The following is an 18,110-nucleotide window of genomic DNA, read 5'->3' on the forward strand; positions in this document are numbered from 1 at the left end:
AAACTCGGTGGGTGGGGTCGCGGTATTTTGCCAAATCAGAAAGTCTTTTTCAGAGTTTCCTTAATAGCCATCCCGACAGGCCTGGCGCCGCAGTAGCAAGGTTACTGATAAAGGCGCGAACGCACAGCTCTATCCGTGTCCGGTCTTGAAGTGACCGATAAGGCGTTCCAGTTGCTGCGCCGAGTCAGTCAGCTTTCGGGTGTTGAGCGCGGTGTCCTGCAGCTCGCTCAGCACCTTGTCGCCCAAGTTACTGAGCTGGCTCAGGCTTGCTGAGATCTCGGTACTGGTCCTTGATTGCTGTTCGGCAGCAGCAGCCACCTGGCTGGTCATATCGGTGATGGTATCGACCGATACAGCAATGGATTTCAGCGCAGAACGCGAGTTCTCGACCTGTTGTTGCATGTTTTCGGACTGCCGGTGACTGCTCTGCATAGAGCTGACGGCTTTGGCGGTGACGGCCTGCAATGAGTCGATGATGCTGCGAATCTCGTCGGTTGATGCCTGTGTTCTGCTGGCGAGCGTGCGCACCTCGTCTGCTACCACGGCAAAGCCCCGTCCCTGTTCACCAGCGCGTGCCGCCTCGATTGCCGCGTTCAGGGCCAGCAAGTTGGTTTGTTCTGCAACGGAGCGTATCACTTCAAGCACCGAGTCAATGGTATTCGATTGCGCGCTCAATTCATCCACGGCCGCACCGGCCTGGGCGAGATCGCCGGCAAGCATGCGCATGCTCTGCGAGGTGGTATCTGCTGTGCGTTGACTGTCCGCGGCGTGGCCGCTGGCTTGTCTGGCAGCCTCTGCGGAGTCAGACATGCGCTGAGCGACCTCGTCGGAGGTGGCGCTCATTTCCTCAACCGCCGATGCAATGGTGTCAAGTTCGCTGTTCTGCTGGTTATAAGAGGCCTCCGCCTTGCCCATTGCAAGGCCAACTTCATTAGCGATACGACGGTTGTTTGCTACCACCTCACGGAATTCGTCTATGACCTGCGCCAGCTTATCGGTAAAGGCATTGAACCCTGCCGCCAGTTCGCTGATTTCATCAAAGCCGCTGGCGTCCAGGCGGCGTGACAAGTCTCCGTCGCCGGTTGCAATGTCGTTCATTGCCGCCACTGCCTGGGCGAGTGGGCGGTTGACACTCAGGGCGATCAGGAGATTGATACCCACCAGCAACATCAGACCCAGCGCTGCAACCATAAGTTTGGGCAGCATATCGGCCCAGAAGGTCTCACTGATATCGTCAAGATAGATGCCCGACCCAAGGATCCAGCCCCAGGGTTCAAAGCCGGCGACGTAGGAGATTTTCGGTACTGGATCAGTAACGCCGGGTTTGGGCCACATATAGTCGACAAAGCCGGCTGATTGCGTGTTCACCACCGCAACCATTTCCCGAAACAGGTATTTTCCATCGGGGTCCTGGATGTCGGCGACGCTGTTACCTACCAGCTGCGTGCTGAAGGGATGCATGATCATCCGCAGGTCATCGGAATGTATCCAGAAATACTCATTGCCGTCGTAACGCATCCCTTGCAGAACGGCGGCGGCCTGCTGCTGCGCCTGTTGTTCGGTCAGCTCGCCGCCCAGTTGCCGTTGATGGAAATACTGGAGGACGCCCAGCCCGGACTCAACAAGGTGCTGGGTTTTTATTGCCCGACCATCAAGCAGCGTCTTGTGGTAGTCAACTGCGAAGGCCGTCACCAGCCCGAGCACTATGATCAACACCAGCAAGGTCACAGTAACCAGGCGTTGAAGTATGGAGAAACGGCGAAGCAGGTTCATAGCCAAAGCCCCCGGCGAGATGCGATTGGCACAACGGTGACGTTCAGGTGTGGCTTAACGATATTGCTTTCGTTTCTGTCAGCGTAGCAGTTGCCGGAGGAAACAGGGCAACGGAGTGGTGGGAAGGGCTAAAGCACTGGAAGGTGTGGTTGCCCGGTGTCAGCGCAGGTTGGGAAAGGAGCAGCAAAGGGCTGGCCAGCGACATCGGCCGTGCCTGCGCGGTTAATTGCTTTTCTCAATAAATCAAATAGATCTAATTCGTTTTTGGTATCGTGCGATATGACTCATGATGCCTCCCATGTTCGAAACAGCAAGCAAAGGAGCTACACCATGAGCATGATCAAACGCATCATCAGCCGTCGTGATTCAGTCCGTCCTGTTCAGGTTGCGCAAGCGCATCCGAACTTCTGGATGTACCAGTAACGGCATCAGGCCGCGCCGGACGCATCCAGTTCGGCGAGGGCCTCGGGGTTACTCTTGAAAGCCTTGGCGAAGACCTCGCGGTTGCGCGCCATGTAGATACTGATTTCTTCAGCCAGCTGCTCTCCCAGTTGCGGAACGGCACGCTGCAGTACCTCGCCCAGATTTTCGGCCAGCTCCAGCATCTTGTCATGACGGTCGGCTTGGGCTTTATCCATGAACAGTTGCTCCGGGTCTCTGCTGCTGCGATAAACAATTTCAACGGCCATGCGCACCTCTGGCTTGTTGGCGAGTGGAGTGACCGGCGTGGCCGGTTTTGCTGCTCATTCTACTGTATGTGCGTACAGTGTAAAGACCCATATATCTCCCATTAACAAACGCGCCTGTAGCCCGAGCGAGCCAGCTTGCACAAAGCGCTGCTCTGAGCACGCGATGGTGTTGGCAACACGTGAAGGTCCGGCGCTTCAGTAACTCCGGATAATGGCAGTCAGGCGGTCAGGACAGATCAGTCTGCCCGAAGATACCGGTTTTTCCGGGCATTGATGACGATCAGGCATACCCAGTAGCCGGTGCTTACCAGAGCCGGCAGGTATAGCCAGGCTGGATCGTCTATCGGGATCAGGCCCATGGCGGCCAGGGCTATGGCAATCAGGGCAACAAGGTGCAGCGGTCCAGGTACGAACAGACTGCTGTTGAGAATGCGCTCTTCCAGCTTTGTCAGGTTGTCACAATTGTTGGCAATACCGGCAGCGGCGAAAAACAGTACCAGACTACCGAACAGCATCATCAGATTGACCAACAGCGGGATCAGCACGTGCGCTCCTTGCAGACGGGGGAATGTACCTGTGCAGCATGACCCGAATTGCCTCGGCAGTTAAGCCAGTTTGTCCCGAAACATGAAGTAGACCGCAGCCAGCAGGCATAGACCTGCCCACAGGTAATCGAGTTTCAGCGGTTCCTTCAGATACATGACCGAGAAGGGGACGAACACCGAGAGGGTGATGACTTCCTGAATAATCTTCAACTGACCGACCGACAGCGCGGTATAACCGATGCGATTGGCGGGCACCTGCAGCAGGTACTCGAACAGGGCAATACCCCAACTGATCAGGGCCGCGATGATCCAGGGCTTGTTATTGAGTTCCTTGAGGTGGGCATACCAGGCGAATGTCATGAAAATATTGCTGCACACCAGCAGCGAAATGGAGATCAGCACAGGATGCATGACCGGCGCTCCGACAAGTAGGGATAGGCGGGCGCAGGCAGCGCCGAGTTGAATGCCGCGGCATATTCGCGCCTGGCAGGCGCCTTGGCAAGTCTGCGTCAACGTATCGGCTGTTGCTACCGCAGGTTACACCGTGCCATCGGCCGTGGCAGATATCTCACTGCGGCATGGCAGCCGGTGCGGAATCTCGCGCTGCCGTCCGTGCCAGCAATTGGTCTGCCGCTTCTTTGGCCGCATCGGCGTAGGGGATCAGCAACAGATCCACGCCAGCCTTTGCCAACACCTTGCTGTCGTGTCTAGCGGAACTGGCTATGGCCACCTGGCCACGATAGTTGCTCTGTTTCAGGCCATGCAACAGCATCAGGTTGACGCTGCGTTCACGGACAGTGCTCACAACCCAACTGGTGCTGCCCAGCGGCAGGGTGGCGATAAACTCCGGATCTTCAGCGTCGCCGTAACGCACCTGATAACCGTCACGCACATGCTGCTGAACCGCTGCTGGGTCAAAATCCACAGCGAGCAGCCTGCAGCCGCGGCGCCGAAGGTTATCAGCCAGCGCGGCACCGTAGCGCCCAAGACCAATCAAAAGCACGTCGACAGTATCCTGCTCGTCGGGCAAACCATCGCGCTCGCGGTAAGGTACCTTTCGTTCAAAAATTGATAACCAGGGCGCCAAACGCTCATATATCGCGTGGGAGTACAGAATCATATAAGTGGAGACGCTGATGGTAATCAAGCCGACCAGCGTTATCAGCCCGACAGTTTCCTGTTGCAAATGCCCAAGGCTGTAGCCAAGCGCCGCGAGAATCAATGAAAATTCACTGATCTGGGCGACTGTCAGCCCGGCAAGAAAGCCGGTCCGTTTGCGATACCCCATTGCGCCCATGATGATCATGACGATTATCGGGTTGCCAATCAGCACGAACAGCGAAAACACCACTGATGCGCCGATCTGCCCGCCGAGCATGCCGAGGTCCAGTGCAGCGCCCAGTTCAATGAAGAAGAACAGCAGCAAAAAATCCCTCAAGCTGACCAGTCTCGCCGCTATCTGTTCGCGAAATGCAGTAGAGGCGATCGATACACCGGCGAGGAAGGCGCCCACCTCTTTGCTGAACCCCAGCACGTCGCCTGCCACCGCGCCCAGCACCGCCCAGGCGATGGCAAACAGCATCAACAGTTCGGACGAGTGGGCCAGGCGTTGCAGCAGCGCGGGCAGCACATAGCGCATCAGCAAGGCGACCACGGCCAGCATTGCCATCCCCTTGAGCATAACCTGCAGCGCTTCCCAGCCAAGGCTTACCTGACTATCGGCCTTGCCGAATGCGGTAAGACCGATCATGACAAGCACCACCACGATATCCTGGACAATCAGAAAGCCGACCGCGATGCGGCCGTGCAAGGCATCAATCTCGCGCTTGTCGGAGAGCAACTTGACGATAATGATGGTGCTGGAAAAAGTCAGCGCTACCGCAACATAGATAGCCGCCACGTGCGACAGACCGAGCAGCAGGGCAAGCAGGTACCCTACAACAGAGGTAAAGACAACCTGACCGAGACCAGAAGCGAGTGCTACCGGCCCGACGGTTCGAATGATATGCAGGTCCAGTTTGAGGCCGACCACAAACAGCAGCAGGGCGATGCCGAGGCGGGCGAACAGCTCGATCTCGCTGCTCTGGGCAAACAGTTCCAGCCCGGAAGGGCCGACCAGAATGCCAACCGCAATGAAGGCGACGATCAGCGGCTGGCGCAGCAGTTGCGCCAGGGCGCCGCCGAGAACAGACAACCCCAGCAGAATGCCGATCTGTACGAAAATATTTCCGTCCATGCCTTACTCCCTGACTCCCTGATGCGGGCTGCCGACGCTGCTTTAAACAGCGTGCAGGCTAACCGGTCCGACGATGCTGTTGCCGATCAATATACTCGGCGCCGCGCCGGCAATGACTGATCGGGAGCAGTTTTACCGGGGCAGGGCGGAGCACGTCGCGGGGAATTTGCAACAGCACATTTCCGGTAGTGCCACCTGAACACTCACTTCGGGCGGGAAGCGAGACAGTCGCCACGCTGAATGCATCAGTGAGAGCACTCGGTAGGGCTAGCGCATTTCGAACAGCTCCTGGTGAAACCGTGCGCCAGGCAAGCCCTGACTGACAAAGTCGCGGCGCAGCGTTTGGCCGAACTCCGTCGGCCCACAGAACCAGACACTGGCCTGGCGCCATTCGGGAACCACGGTCCTGATCTGCTCCGCCGTAAGGTGCCCATCGCGGGAGGACAGGCGCAGATGCAGGCGGACACCGGCCGCAGCGGCATCCGCAGTGAGTTTGTCGAGTGCCATTTGGTCAACATCGCGGGTCACATGAAAGAAATCGACGTTATGCTCGCCGCCCTGCTGCGCGAGGGAGTGCATACGTGCGATGAAAGGCGTGACGCCAATACCCGCGCCGATCCACACCTGTCGCGGTGCCGGATCGGAAAAGTCGAAACAGCCGTAAGGCCCTTCAACGCTCACCCGCATGCCAACCTTGAGCCAGGTCTTTAGCTGCGAGGTCCAGTCGCCAAGCGCCTTTACCACGAAGGTGACTGTTGGCCTTGACGGGTTCCAGGCCGAGGCAATGGTATAAGGATGGGCGCCTTCACCGCTCTTGGACGTAACAAAGGCAAACTGCCCCGGAGCATGTCCGTGCCATCCTTCGCGCAGCGCGATCCTGGCTTCGATAACGTCCAGGCCCGGATAATGCGTCAGCTCCTCAATCTGCCCCACGACACGGTTACCCCTGCCCACGCGTCCGGTTATCACCATAATGGCCGAGACGCTGCCGGCGATCAGCAGTATGAGTGTCAACCAGCCAACCGGTTGGGTCCAGTAACTGAATTTCACGAGTATCAGGCTGTGCCAGGCCAGCGCCAGATAGCCAACCGCCAGCCAGTTATGGGTCTTCTTGAACCATCGGTAAGGGAACGTCTTGATGAGCGCCAGAATGATCAGGATGGCGGCCGCATAGAACGCCCATTCGCCGATCGACTCGGCCAGTCCGCGCTGGTCACGGAACCACTGTTCAATGGCAGGCAACACCTGTGCGGCGCCATCCTTCTTGCGCTCGGGGCGGGTTAGCCAGCCCCAGCCAACCATCCATTTGGTGCCCTTGGCAAACCACCAGTGCGCGGTGCTGGCGATCAGAGCACCAATGCCGAGCCATTTATGCAGGCGATACATCTTGTCGAGGCCGTTCAGATGGCGCTCCAGCCAGCGTGGGCGGGTAGCCAGAACCATTGCAACGCTCATCATCGCGATACCCAGCAGGCCGGAATACTGAACGAACACGCTGCGAAAGGTGAAATAGCCAAACGGGTCAGGCATCAGCGTGTCCGCGGCCAGCCAGGCTGCGGTAATGAGAGCCAGCAGGAACAAGAGCACAAGTTTGATTCGGTTCATCAGTTGGTCCAGCTTGATTGTCGACTCAAGGCGATCAAACAGTCTTCGGCGGTTGCCCTGATTGGTAGCCTGATAATGTAACGATCTAGTCTGACGTGCGCGACGGCGTGTCCGCGAAACAGACTCGATTTCGGCCGGCGTGCTTGGCTTGATAAAGTGCTTCGTCGGCACGTGACAAGCCTGATTGAATGCTGTCGTGGGCGGTATCCAGCTGCGTCACGCCCAGGCTGAGCGTGACATGCAGCGGAGCGTCAGTTCCAATGTCAAACCGGCTGCGTTCGACCTCCGAACGAATGCGCTCCGCGCACTGCAGAGCCTGATTGAGGTCAGCATCCGGCAGCAGGATGACAAACTCCTCGCCACCAAAGCGTACCGGCAGATCGCGGTTGCGACTGCAGGTTTTCAGAATCCGGGCGATGTGTTCGATCACCTTGTCGCCAGCCGCGTGGCCCCAGGTGTCGTTGACGGCCTTGAAATGATCGATATCGGCCATCACCATGGCCACAGGCTGCTGTTGAGCACGACACTGATTCAGCAGGGCCTCCGCCGTTGCAGCGAAATACCGGCGATTATGCAGCCGGGTCAGCGGATCCGTCGCGGCCTGACGTTTCAGCTCATCCTGCGAGGCGCGAATGCGCTCAAGTATCCTGATGCGGTGGGAAATAATGAACGCCAGCATCAGTGCTTCCAGCACGATACCAATGCCTACGCCATGACTGGCGACATAGTTCGGCTCAATCAGTCCCTTGTAGAACAGCACCGCCAGTGTGTTGAACAACACGAACAGCAGGTGTCCCAGAAGAAAATACTTGGCCAGCGGGTTGCCCTTGCGAAGCAGAGAGATACTGACCGACAGCGTGACGATCATCATCACCAGCGCCACGCTGCTGGCCGGCTTCAGCGCGGCGGAAATGTCAAACAACCCCCAGATGAACATGCCACACAGCGGTACCAGAACGAACTGCAGGCAGCGGTGCTCAAGCGGATAGTGCTGGCGAGTCTCAAAGATGGCCATCATGAACAGCAACAGGAAGATGGGCATGGTGATCAGCGACAGATTGAGCATAAACACAGCCTGACCATAGAGATCGAACAGGCTGGCAACCAGACCATATGACAGGGCAATCCAGACCAGACCGGAGATCAGGTAGCAGGAGTAGTAAATGTTTTCGATCTTGCTGGTGGCGAAGTAAAGCAGCAGATTGTAAAACACCAGCGCGAGCATCATTCCGACCATAAGGGCAATGTCGTTTGAGACGCCCACCAGCGCTCGTCGGGAATGCTCAAGGTCGTATATGTTCAGCGCAAACCATTGGTGCGAATAGGCGTGGCTGCGCACATATAGCGTCGTGCTGCTTGCCGCGGGCAGTGTGAGCTGATAGATGGCACTGCCGCGGAACATCAGCCCGGTATCTGCAGGCTGATCAAGGTTGAGCTTTTCACTGCGCACCAGCGTGCCATCACGTTCTTCATAAAACCGAATGGATTGCACATGGTAGGCATGGGGTAAATGCAGATTGAGATCTAACGTCTGGCTTGCCCGGTTTTCAAGCGACAGGCGATACCAGGCAACGCGTGCATTGGTGCCAAGGGACGTGCTACTGGCGGTTTCACTGAAGGTTTTGCCGCGGACCTCGGGATAATCCAGATTCTGCGAATCGTCGATGTAGTAGTCGATGCGGAAGTCGGTCAAATTGACCGGCAGTGCTTCGATTACGATTCGTGCCTCGGCAAAGCAAGCGAAGCAGCTCAGCAGCAGCCAGAAAACCATCTGCCGGGTACGAGTGAAAAGCACTAGGTCCGTCCTTGGTAAATGCCGGCGTATTGTGCCGCCTTTGCGCGAAATACTAACCCACAGCAGCGCTGTTACCAATGGCTCCGGCCGCAGGCGGCAGCGAAAATCGCAACAAGACGCGGAAGGGGCTTGTTGTCAGTCGGTGGCGCCATTGTGTTCGACAGCGCTGCCTGGCGAGAGAATTATTGGCGTTACGCGCGGGCTCTTGCCCATAAAGAAAGGATTGGGGCGAGCCTTGCCGGTCAGTTTCCACAACAGCATCCGCAACAGCAACTTGCGCATGTATACCTGGCCTGGCGCGGTCTTGACACTGTCTCTGGGGATCTCTGCCGTGGCACCCTTGAGGTTGACTCGTGCGCGCACGGGTCCGATCTTTTGCTCGGCAAAGGGGTCACTGATAAAACTGTGAATCAACCCGACCAGTGGAACCCCGGGTCCTAGCGTATTGCCGATTGGCGTGTTGCAGCAGCCAGCATACCAGCGGTACAGCCCCTTGGCGCTAAGACGCAGGCAGCGGATCTGGTCATGCCCCTGATGAATCTGCAGCCTCGCTGGCGGCAACTGATAAATATCCGTGCCGCCCTGGGCGTCCAGCACGCGCTCGGCAGCATTGAGTGCATGGGCAAATGCCTGACAGTCCCGGCAGTAACAGACCACACGGGTACCATCGACAGGGTAGACCCGAATTGCGCGGCCCCTGACGGTACCGCATTGACACTGTAGCGCCAGGTTATCCATAGGCCTTATTCCTCTGTTGTAAGCGCTACCCGCAGACCTGCCTGTCTAAACAAGCTGGGCGGCTTCTGTGATTTGGGCCTGAGCCCTAAGATATCGGGTCGCCTCGTTACCGGGCAGCGGCTTGCTGAACAGGTAGCCCTGAAACAGGTCACAGTCCATGGCTGCCAGAATCTGTTTTTGCTCTATGGTTTCTACGCCTTCGGCCACGACCGACAATCCGAGCTTGTGCGCCAGAGCAATAATGCCCGCACACAGATCAGCCTCACGAGGGTCAGTAGCAATCTGCTGGATGAAGCTGCGATCGAGTTTGATCCGGTTTACCGGTAAACGCTTGAGGTAGGCCATCGATGAATAACCTGTTCCAAAGTCATCAATCGAGAGAGTGATGCCCAGATTGCGCAGCCGCTGCAGGTGAACGATGGCCTCTTCCGGATCGTTGAGCATCATCGATTCGGTCACTTCCATGTGGATCATGTCCGCACCGATACGGTACCGCTCCGGGAATCCAGCCACACGATCGACCAGGGTCCTCTCGACCAGTTGTGCAGGAGGCAGATTTACCGCAATCGAGATTGCCAGCCCCTCGCGCGCCCAATTGGCAACCTGCTCGCATGCTCGATCAATAACCCAGTCTCCGATCTGAACAATCAAACCAAGTTGTTCGGCCAGCGGAATAAACCGGTCAGGTGCCATCATGCCGTAGCCAGGACGATCCCAGCGAATCAGTGCCTCTACACCGACGGTCTGACCATTGCGGGCCGATATTTTGGGCTGGTAGTAAAGTTCAAACTGATTGGCCGCGAGCGCCGCACGCAGGTCCCGCTCCAGATCCAGTCGCTCACTGACCGCAGCTCCCAGCGAGGATGAATACAAGCACCAGCGATCCCGGCCCAGCTCCTTGGCGTGATACATGGCCGATTCGGCGTTTGCCAGCAGCGCCTGAGCGTGATCAGCGTCTTCGGGATACAGGCTGACGCCCAGACTCGCCGTCAGGTGAAAGGGTTGGTTATTGAGCACATAGGGCATGCCGATCAGTAGCCGAATACGCTCGGCCATTGAGGCTGCGTCGCCGGCTCCGGCGGCCAGGTTCGGCAGGACCACGACAAAGGTGTTGCCCACCAGACGGGCCGGGTGTCCATTCAGCCAATTGGCCGTCTCCAGACGCTGTGCTGTCTGCCGCAGAATGTCGTCGCCGGCAGCGTGGCCAAGGGTGTTGTTCAGGTATTTGAACTGGTCCAGATTGAGCATGATCACGGCCAGGGTATTTGCGCGCTGGTCGGCAGCACTGATCTTGCGGTTCAAAATGTCTTCAAGTGCATCGCGATTGAACAGTCCGGTCAGCGGATCGATGGTTTTGGCCAGGGCGATATCCTGGCGCAACGTCAGCAATTCCGTGATGTCCGATGAAAAGCCTATCAATGCATTGGGGTGTCCCGGCAGACTGATTGGCATCTTGACCGACCAGAAGTGCCTGGCAGCGCCACTGGGGTCAAGCAACACTTCCTCTCTGGCCTGGCGTTGTTGCGAGTCGAGCACCCGGCGATCGAGCTTCATCAGCCGTTCGGCGACTTCAGGTCCGTGAATATCGATATCGTTCAAATCGATTACATCGTCGTTATTCTGCCCCTAGAGCGAGGAAACCTGCTGATTGGCATACAAGTAGGTGCCATCCGCTCCCTTGACATAAATATAGGCGTCGACGTTGGACAGAATGGTGTTTAGCAGTCGGTTGTGACGGATGGCGTCGGAGGTGTTGGCGTAGATATTGTCGAGTTCCGATGAAATGCCACTGAGCCCGATAATGTTGTTGCTGGCGTCGCGGATCGGAACCTTGATGGTCCAGAACGACCGCGGCCTGCTTTCATGCAGGAGAAGCATTTGCTCCTCCTCGTGAACTTCAGCCCCGTATTCGATTACATGGCGATCATTGCGAACCAGGCCCGCCGACAGAGATATATCCATGAAGGTGCTATCGTCATGACCCAAAATGTCTTCCAGGGGGCGCTGGTAAAGATCGCATACCGCCTTGTTGACATACAGGTATCGGCCGCTGCGGTCCTTGGCGTAAACATAGGCACCCACTGCATCGAACAGGGAGTGCAGCTTTATGGTGGTATCTTCACCAAGGCCAGATTCCGTTTCCAATCAAAATGGTTCAGGCCCCACGCCATATCAATATCCGGCTGGAGGAAATACCCTGCTGGCCTGGCGCCGCATGCATTGGCATAAAGCAGTTGACCATGATCAGTTTGTCGGTCATAGGTGCATATTAGAATGTACCAGTGACAGTCAGATAAAATGTCACGAGCAAACGTAGGGACCGGTCACAAGGGGGCTGATTTGCAGAGCAAGGATCGGATTGAGCGTAACGCACATGCATTGGCCAGTGTTGACCGCGGGGCGTTTGTCCTCGGTGATGGGGAGCATCGGGTATCCGGCAGGGGAATTCCGCCGGAAAAAACGGTCGCGCAGATTCTTGAGATATGTCATCTCGGCCCGGATGCCAGGGTACTGCATCTGGGCTCGGGTTCTGGCTATCTCACTGCGGTGCTGGCCATGCTGGCCAAAGAGGTCATAGCAGTTGAGCGGCTGCAGAAACTGGCGGACTTTTCTCGCCAGACGCTTGCTGCCCAGGGGCTGACGAACGTAACAATCCGTTGCGCCGATGCCAGCCTGGGGGCTGCGGATCTGGCCCCATTCGACCTGATCGTAGTTTCCACACCCAAGATTACCACTCGAGAACCGCTCTGGGACCAACTGGCATTACGCGGCGAATTCATCTGCGTCGAGATCGGTGACGCCTCACGCCAGATGCTGGTGAAATACATCAATCGCGGCAACAAGCGCATAGCGCGCAGCGAACATGGCTATGTCGAGTTTGTTACCAACGGCGATGACATTTACGTCGAACTGGGCTTTGTGTCGCCAGACATGCTGCGCGAGGCGCGAGCCCAGGCCGCCCGCAATCGTACCCTGTTGGTTGACGAGATCAGCCGCCTGCAGAATCTGGACGCGCAAAAACTGTATAGAGCGCTGTCGGAACGCTATGGCCTGCCACTGCTCAGTGCCAGTGAGGTCATGGCCCGGATTGATCCGCAACTGCATGCCAACATCTCACGCGCCTACCTGAGTCACGAGCACATCATTCCAATCAAGTCCGATGGCAAGACGGTAATAGTGGCTTGCCGTGACCCTAATGCGTCGATGGATGAAGTCCAGCAACTGTTCCCGGGGCTGAAGATTGACCGGGTTCTGGTCACGCCGGTTGATTACCGGCGCATCTGGGGAGCGCTTGAGCGCGGTGGCAAGACCCTCGACCGTATCGACGAAACGACAGTAAAGGGCGGCGACAGCGACCTGCTCGTCTCCCAAGGTGAGAACAGCGAAGCCAAACTGGTCAATCTGTATGAGGCATTACTGCTGGACGCCGTTGCAGACCGGGCCAGTGATATCCATCTGGAGCGATATGGCGCTGATATTCGTGTGCGGCTGCGTGTCGACGGCGAGTTGCGCGACCTTAATCACTACTACATCACGCCGACCGAGTATGCCGGGCTGATCAACGTGATCAAACTGCGCTCCGAGCTGAACATCGCCGAGCGGCGACTGCCGCAGGGCGGGCGTTCCCAGGCGCGGGTAGGTGACGCGCGCTTCGATCTGCGCGTTCAGGTTCAGCCGTCGCTGCATGGCGAGCACGTTGTAATCCGTCTGCTGCCACAGAACTCCTCGCTGATCAGCATCGAGAAACTGGGGATGCAGGAGCATATCGCCAACGCGTATCGCCGCCTGCTGCGTAACCCTGCCGGCCTGGTGCTGGTAGTCGGCCCGACCGGTTCGGGCAAGACCACGACCCTCAATGCCGGCCTGCAGTTGCTGGCTGAGGATACGACGCGCAAGGTAATCACGGTTGAGGATCCGATCGAGTACTCCATCGACCGCATTCAGCAAACCCGGGTACGCCCTGACATCGGCTTCAATTTCGCTGACGCCATGCGCTCGTTCGTGCGCCAGGACCCGGACGTCATTCTGGTCGGCGAGATTCGCGACCATGAAACCGCGCTTGAAGCTATTCGTGCATCCCAGACTGGCCACGTGGTGCTGTCGACCCTTCACTGTAACGACGCGGTAGATGCGGTGCAGCGCCTGTTCGATCTCAACGTCCATCCGAACTCGCTGGCCAGTGAGCTGCTGGCGGTTATTGCCCAACGACTGGCCAAACGGGTTTGCGAGCACTGCAAGATCGAGGATGACCCTGACCCGGAGATTCTCAAGGAGCTGTTTCCGAAGGCAATCCCCCGGAGTTTTCGCTGCTATCGCGGCAAGGGATGTCCACAGTGCAATGGCACCGGCACCCGTGGCCGGGTCGGGGTTATCGAGTATTTGCAGTTCAACGGTGAGTTGCGCAATGCGGTATCTCGCCATACGCCGGTCGGCGAATTGCGTGCGCTGGCCCTCGATTCGGGCCTGTACACGATGCGTGACAGCGCCCTGGATCACGTTATCCAGGGCAATATTCCGCTCAGCGAGTTGCCGCGTATCCTGCCACAGGAACGCATGGCACCGGAAAAACGCGGTCAATGGAAGGCCTGAGGAGAATGGACATGAAAGACAAGGCTATCCAGCGGCCGGCCGCCGAAGACCGCTTTCACGATCAATTGGTCATGCTGCAGCAGGAGGATCACGGGCCGGTCCCACCAGGCTGGCTGCTGTCGCCAACCGCCATCGAGCACTTTGTGCTCGGCAACGAGGCACTGGGTATCGAGCGCAAGTTTGTTGCGCCGCGCGAGATGGTCAGTCGGGTAATCGTGTCACTGGCCACCAACCGGGGCGCCATGCTGATCGGTGAGCCGGGTACCGCCAAGTCCTGGCTGTCGGAGCTGATCGCCTGCGGTGTCTCTGGCCAATCACGGCTGACCATTCAGGGCGGCACCATTTCCCACTATCGACAACTGATCTACGACTGGAATACCAGCTTGCTGGATAAGCTCGGGCCGTGTCGCGAGGCGCTGATTCCCGGCCCGCTGTTTATCGGTATGGAGCAGGGCAAGCTGGTTCGCTTCGAGGAGCTGGCCCGCTGCCCGCAGCTGGTTCAGGATGCACTGCTGTCGATTCTGTCCGAGCGTCAGCTGCAGATTCCTGAACTACAGGGCGAGGATGGCGTGCTCTATGCCCGGGAAGGGTTTAACGTCATTGCAACTTCAAACTCGCTGGACCGTGGCCTGTTTGATATGAGTGCGGCGCTCAAGCGCCGGCTGAACTTTGAAACCATTGAGCCGATTGACGATATCGACGCAGAAATGGATATCGTGCTGCGCGAGGCAACCATGCTGGCGCGCCAGTCGGGTGTAGATATGGCACCTGACCATTCCATTGTGGAGATGCTGGTTACCATCTTTCATGAACTGCGCAGTGGTCAGACGCTGAGCGGGCGCAGTACCGACCGGCTTGCGGCGGCGGTCATGTCAACGGCAGAAGCGGTAGCGGTAGCGCATGCGCTGATGGTCTACGCCTGGTACTACCGGGACGGCAAGATGGCGCCGGAAGACCTGTTGCACTTCATGATCGGTGCGGCGCTGAAAGACAACCCGCAGGATCGGCGCCGGGTCGGCCATTACTTCGATACCGAGGTCAGCAGCAAACCCGGCGAACATTGGCAGCAACTGTACCGGCACCGCCAGCTGCTAGCGTAATATCTTGGGCCACTACGCCGCAGGCAGGTGCAAAGCAGGCCTGCGGCGTAAGTGATCCTTCAGGCCAGCTGCGCCCAGAGGTCATACTCGTCGGCGTCGGTGACTACAACGCTGACGATATCGCCCGGCTTGAGGTCTTCGTCGGTGTCCAGGTACACGTTACCGTCGATCTCCGGCGCATCGGCCATCGAGCGGCCGATAGGGCCTTCGTCGTCAACTTCATCGATGATGACCTGTATGGTCTTGCCGATCTTCTGCTGCAAGCGTGCAGAGGAGATCGCCTGCTGGTGCGCCATGAAACGCTCCCAGCGATCCTGCTGCACATCCTCCGGAATCGCTTCCAGCCCCAGATCATTTGCCGGCGCGCCTTCGACCGGGGAGTACTTGAAGCAGCCAACGCGATCGAGCTGCGCTTCGGTCAGCCAGTCCAGCAGGTACTGGAAGTCTTCCTCGGTTTCGCCCGGGAAGCCAACGATAAAGGTTGAGCGGATAGTCAGCTCGGGGCAGATCTCGCGCCATTTCTTGATCCGCGCGAGGGTCTTGTCTTCAAATGCCGGGCGCTTCATGGCCTTGAGCACGGTCGGGCTGGCGTGCTGGAACGGGATGTCCAGATACGGCAGGATTTTGCCCTCGGCCATCAGCGGGATCAGCTCATCCACGTGCGGGTACGGGTAGACGTAGTGCAGACGCACCCAGATACCCAGTTCACTGAGCGCTTCGCACATTTCGGTCATGCGCGACTTGACCGGGCGACCGTTCCAGAAGCCGGTGCGGTACTTGATGTCGACACCATAGGCGCTGGTGTCCTGGGAGATGACCAGCACCTCCTTGACACCGGCGTTGGCCAGACGCTCGGCTTCGCTCAGCACTTCACCCACCGGACGGCTGACCAGCTTGCCGCGCATGGATGGGATGATGCAGAAGCTGCAGCTGTGGTTGCAGCCCTCGGAAATCTTCAGGTAGGCATAATGGCGGGGAGTCAGCTTGACGCCCTGTGGCGGTACCAGGTCGATCAGCGGATTGTGATCCTGTTTCGGTGGCACGACTTCATGCACCGCATTGACTACCTGCTCATACTGCTGAGGACCGGTGACGGCGAGCACACTCGGGTGCACGTCACGGATCGCGCTTTCTTCGACGCCCATGCAACCGGTGACGATAACGCGACCGTTCTCGGCGATGGCCTCGCCAATAGCGTCCAGCGATTCGGCCTTGGCGGTATCGATAAAACCGCAGGTGTTGACCACCACCACATCAGCGTCTTCGTAGGTGGGGACCACCTGATAACCTTCGGTGCGCAGCTGGGTCAGAATGCGCTCGGAATCGACCAATGCCTTCGGGCAGCCGAGTGAAACAAAGCCAACTTTGGGGGCGTTGGACGGGGTGGACATCAGGGACCTCACGGAAAACGTTGGCAGTAACTGCCTGTCGTTGGAAACCGCGTAGTTTATCCGCCCGAAAGTTAGGCTGCCAGCCTTGCGTTGATCTCAACCTGCTATAGCCGACGGGCTGCTTGGCGGCAGCTTCACTACCGCGACAGAGTTGGCCGGGCAATGTGCTGTGGCCTGCTCCCGTGGATCAAAGGGCCGGTGCTGGAGCAGCTTGGCAGGGTGCCGGGAGTCCTTGGTAAGGGGCATAGCATGAGCCCGCCGCGTCGACCCTCCAGCCTGGGGCGATTTTGCTGGAGGGCCTGGTGGAGCTATTTAGCGCGATCACCATCGTGACTCAGCGCTCGATGATCTCCTCGACATCCTGCTGCTGCATCTGCCGATCGCGATCGGTCGCATCTTCAAATTCGATCATGCCGGTTTCGTCGTCAATCTCCGGCTTGTCTTCAGCTTCCATGATCTGGCCATCAGTAGTGCGAACCAGATAGTCATTACCGCAACCGGCAAGAATGAACAGGCCCAGCAGGCCAAGGGTAAGCACTTTCCAGTGTTTCATCGGTGGTTCCTCCTTCAGTAAACACATTGGCTGTGACCGGGGGAGGTGCGAGGGGTTCAGAATGAACCTGGAGGCTGTGACCTGGATCACGGCGCCAGAACGGCGCCGCTTGCTGGAAAACGTCAGACGGCCTGCTGACGCTGAAGTTGGCGACGAATGAAATCGATCGTCGTGTCCGGCTGGGTGATTGGCAGCATGTGCCCACCGTCGATTAGCTCCAGCTCCACGATCGACAACCGGTCGGCCAGAGCCTGCCCCTGTTCCTGCGGGTCAAGAATGCGGTCGTGGCGGCCATACAGCACCCCGATGGGAAGACTCAGATCGTCATAGCGCATCTGCATCAGCGGCATCACACTTTCCAGCGCGTTCATATCGCTCGAGGCTGCGATGAAGTGGCTGGGACGCAGGCCGAGCAGGCCGCCACCGCGGATCGGGAAGTCCGCAGGAACGGCTTCGGGACCGAACACAATATCCATGACCTGCTCGCGTTTGCGGATGGACAAGGGCACGGCAAGCGTCCAGCCGACCAGCGCGCGCAGCCAGGGCTGGCGTATCGAAAACGCCGCAAAGGCAGCCGAAACCTTGCTTGGCATGTGGGTCAGCGGTGCGACCAGCGCCAGACCACTTACCTTGTCGGGATGACGCAGCGCCGTTGCCAGCGAAACAGCACCTCCCAGCGAGTGACCGACCAGCAAGGGCTTGCCCAGATGCAGCGCATCGATAACCCCGGCTACCACATCGGCCTGCACCGCAAGCGAGGCGGACGAGCGGGCAGGGCGGATCGAATAGCCACTACCCGGACGGTCAATGGCGATCACCCGGTGCGTTTTGGCCAGCTCGCTGATGACCCCATAACCGAAGTTTTGCGCCACGCCGCTGAGCCCGTGGATCAGCAAAATGGAGTCGGGACCACTGCCTTGCTCGATGTAATGGATCCGATTTCCCATCACGGTAATGAAACTGCCTTCTGGCGGCATCCCCAGCTCTACGCGCTTGGCAATGAACAGGGTGTAGAGGTACAGCCCGGCAATCCCCAGCAACAGCACGATCAGCACAATACTGAACAGATAATTCACGTTGATCTCCTCGTATGAT

General features: G+C 58.1%; 15 protein-coding genes. 2 read left to right on the forward strand and 13 right to left on the reverse strand.

From position 1 onward, the window contains the following. Positions 1–129: 129 nt before the first annotated feature. From ACZ5WQ_RS04820 to ACZ5WQ_RS04865, 10 genes are all read right to left on the reverse strand, one after another. Positions 130–1,773, reverse strand: a complete 1,644-nt coding sequence (locus tag ACZ5WQ_RS04820) for a methyl-accepting chemotaxis protein (protein ID WP_464383263.1) — start codon at positions 1,771–1,773, stop codon at positions 130–132. 428 nt (positions 1,774–2,201) lie between these two features. After that, positions 2,202–2,462 (reverse strand): YebG family protein, encoded by a 261-nt coding sequence (locus ACZ5WQ_RS04825; RefSeq protein WP_088274276.1) that lies wholly within the window; start codon positions 2,460–2,462, stop codon positions 2,202–2,204. A 236-nt stretch (positions 2,463–2,698) separates the two neighbouring features. Next, complete coding sequence (locus tag ACZ5WQ_RS04830; RefSeq protein ID WP_088274275.1) at positions 2,699–3,007, reverse strand: hypothetical protein; 309 nt, start codon at positions 3,005–3,007, stop codon at positions 2,699–2,701. 60 nt (positions 3,008–3,067) lie between these two features. Next, positions 3,068–3,418 carry a DMT family protein gene (locus ACZ5WQ_RS04835; protein WP_088274274.1) on the reverse strand — a complete coding sequence of 117 codons (351 nt, stop codon included), beginning with the start codon at positions 3,416–3,418 and terminating at the stop codon, positions 3,068–3,070. Positions 3,419–3,575: 157 nt separating this feature from the next. Continuing rightward, positions 3,576–5,243, reverse strand: coding sequence for a cation:proton antiporter (locus ACZ5WQ_RS04840; RefSeq protein WP_464383264.1), 1,668 nt, complete (start codon positions 5,241–5,243; stop codon positions 3,576–3,578). Between the two features lie 267 nt (positions 5,244–5,510). Continuing rightward, positions 5,511–7,019, reverse strand: a complete 1,509-nt coding sequence (locus ACZ5WQ_RS04845) for a ferredoxin reductase family protein (RefSeq protein WP_464383265.1) — start codon at positions 7,017–7,019, stop codon at positions 5,511–5,513. Continuing rightward, on the reverse strand, positions 6,934–8,643 hold the full coding sequence (locus tag ACZ5WQ_RS04850) for a sensor domain-containing diguanylate cyclase (RefSeq protein ID WP_464383266.1): 1,710 nt from the start codon (positions 8,641–8,643) through the stop codon (positions 6,934–6,936). The genes ACZ5WQ_RS04845 and ACZ5WQ_RS04850 overlap by 86 nt, the downstream gene beginning before the upstream one ends. 135 nt (positions 8,644–8,778) lie before the next feature. Beyond that, entirely contained in the window at positions 8,779–9,381 is a 603-nt protein-coding gene (locus tag ACZ5WQ_RS04855) for a DUF6151 family protein (protein ID WP_464383267.1), read from the reverse strand. 45 nt (positions 9,382–9,426) lie between these two features. Then, positions 9,427–10,980, reverse strand: coding sequence for a putative bifunctional diguanylate cyclase/phosphodiesterase (locus tag ACZ5WQ_RS04860; RefSeq protein WP_464383268.1), 1,554 nt, complete (start codon positions 10,978–10,980; stop codon positions 9,427–9,429). Between the two features lie 27 nt (positions 10,981–11,007). Then, positions 11,008–11,526, reverse strand: a complete 519-nt coding sequence (locus ACZ5WQ_RS04865) for a PAS domain-containing protein (protein ID WP_464383269.1) — start codon at positions 11,524–11,526, stop codon at positions 11,008–11,010. Positions 11,527–11,679: 153 nt separating this feature from the next. Here ACZ5WQ_RS04865 and ACZ5WQ_RS04870 point away from each other — a divergent pair, with 153 nt between their 5' ends. Further along, complete coding sequence (locus ACZ5WQ_RS04870) at positions 11,680–13,971, forward strand: ATPase, T2SS/T4P/T4SS family (protein WP_464383270.1); 2,292 nt, start codon at positions 11,680–11,682, stop codon at positions 13,969–13,971. Between the two features lie 11 nt (positions 13,972–13,982). Continuing rightward, entirely contained in the window at positions 13,983–15,071 is a 1,089-nt protein-coding gene (locus ACZ5WQ_RS04875) for an ATP-binding protein (protein WP_200818413.1), read from the forward strand. A 59-nt stretch (positions 15,072–15,130) separates the two neighbouring features. On the opposite strand, the gene rimO is transcribed toward ACZ5WQ_RS04875, so the two are convergent. From rimO to ACZ5WQ_RS04890, 3 genes are all read right to left on the reverse strand, one after another. Further along, positions 15,131–16,462, reverse strand: a complete 1,332-nt coding sequence (gene rimO, locus ACZ5WQ_RS04880; RefSeq protein WP_464383271.1) for a 30S ribosomal protein S12 methylthiotransferase RimO — start codon at positions 16,460–16,462, stop codon at positions 15,131–15,133. A gap of 334 nt (positions 16,463–16,796) precedes the next feature. Next, positions 16,797–17,015, reverse strand: a complete 219-nt coding sequence (locus ACZ5WQ_RS04885) for a YgdI/YgdR family lipoprotein (protein WP_088274265.1) — start codon at positions 17,013–17,015, stop codon at positions 16,797–16,799. Between the two features lie 122 nt (positions 17,016–17,137). Continuing rightward, on the reverse strand, positions 17,138–18,091 hold the full coding sequence (locus tag ACZ5WQ_RS04890) for an alpha/beta fold hydrolase (RefSeq protein WP_464383272.1): 954 nt from the start codon (positions 18,089–18,091) through the stop codon (positions 17,138–17,140). Positions 18,092–18,110 lie beyond the last annotated feature (19 nt).

This window comes from Halopseudomonas sp. T1L2, from assembly GCF_055397385.1.

Coding starts and splice junctions, on each gene's coding strand:
- ACZ5WQ_RS04825 (WP_088274276.1), bottom strand. CDS start 2,462: ATGGCCGTTGAAATTGTTTATCGCAGCAGCAGAGACCCGGAGCAACTG.
- ACZ5WQ_RS04885 (WP_088274265.1), bottom strand. CDS start 17,015: ATGAAACACTGGAAAGTGCTTACCCTTGGCCTGCTGGGCCTGTTCATT.
- ACZ5WQ_RS04840 (WP_464383264.1), bottom strand. CDS start 5,243: ATGGACGGAAATATTTTCGTACAGATCGGCATTCTGCTGGGGTTGTCT.
- rimO (WP_464383271.1), bottom strand. CDS start 16,462: ATGTCCACCCCGTCCAACGCCCCCAAAGTTGGCTTTGTTTCACTCGGC.
- ACZ5WQ_RS04870 (WP_464383270.1), top strand. CDS start 11,680: ATGTCACGAGCAAACGTAGGGACCGGTCACAAGGGGGCTGATTTGCAG.
- ACZ5WQ_RS04835 (WP_088274274.1), bottom strand. CDS start 3,418: ATGCATCCTGTGCTGATCTCCATTTCGCTGCTGGTGTGCAGCAATATT.
- ACZ5WQ_RS04875 (WP_200818413.1), top strand. CDS start 13,983: ATGAAAGACAAGGCTATCCAGCGGCCGGCCGCCGAAGACCGCTTTCAC.
- ACZ5WQ_RS04855 (WP_464383267.1), bottom strand. CDS start 9,381: ATGGATAACCTGGCGCTACAGTGTCAATGCGGTACCGTCAGGGGCCGC.
- ACZ5WQ_RS04820 (WP_464383263.1), bottom strand. CDS start 1,773: ATGAACCTGCTTCGCCGTTTCTCCATACTTCAACGCCTGGTTACTGTG.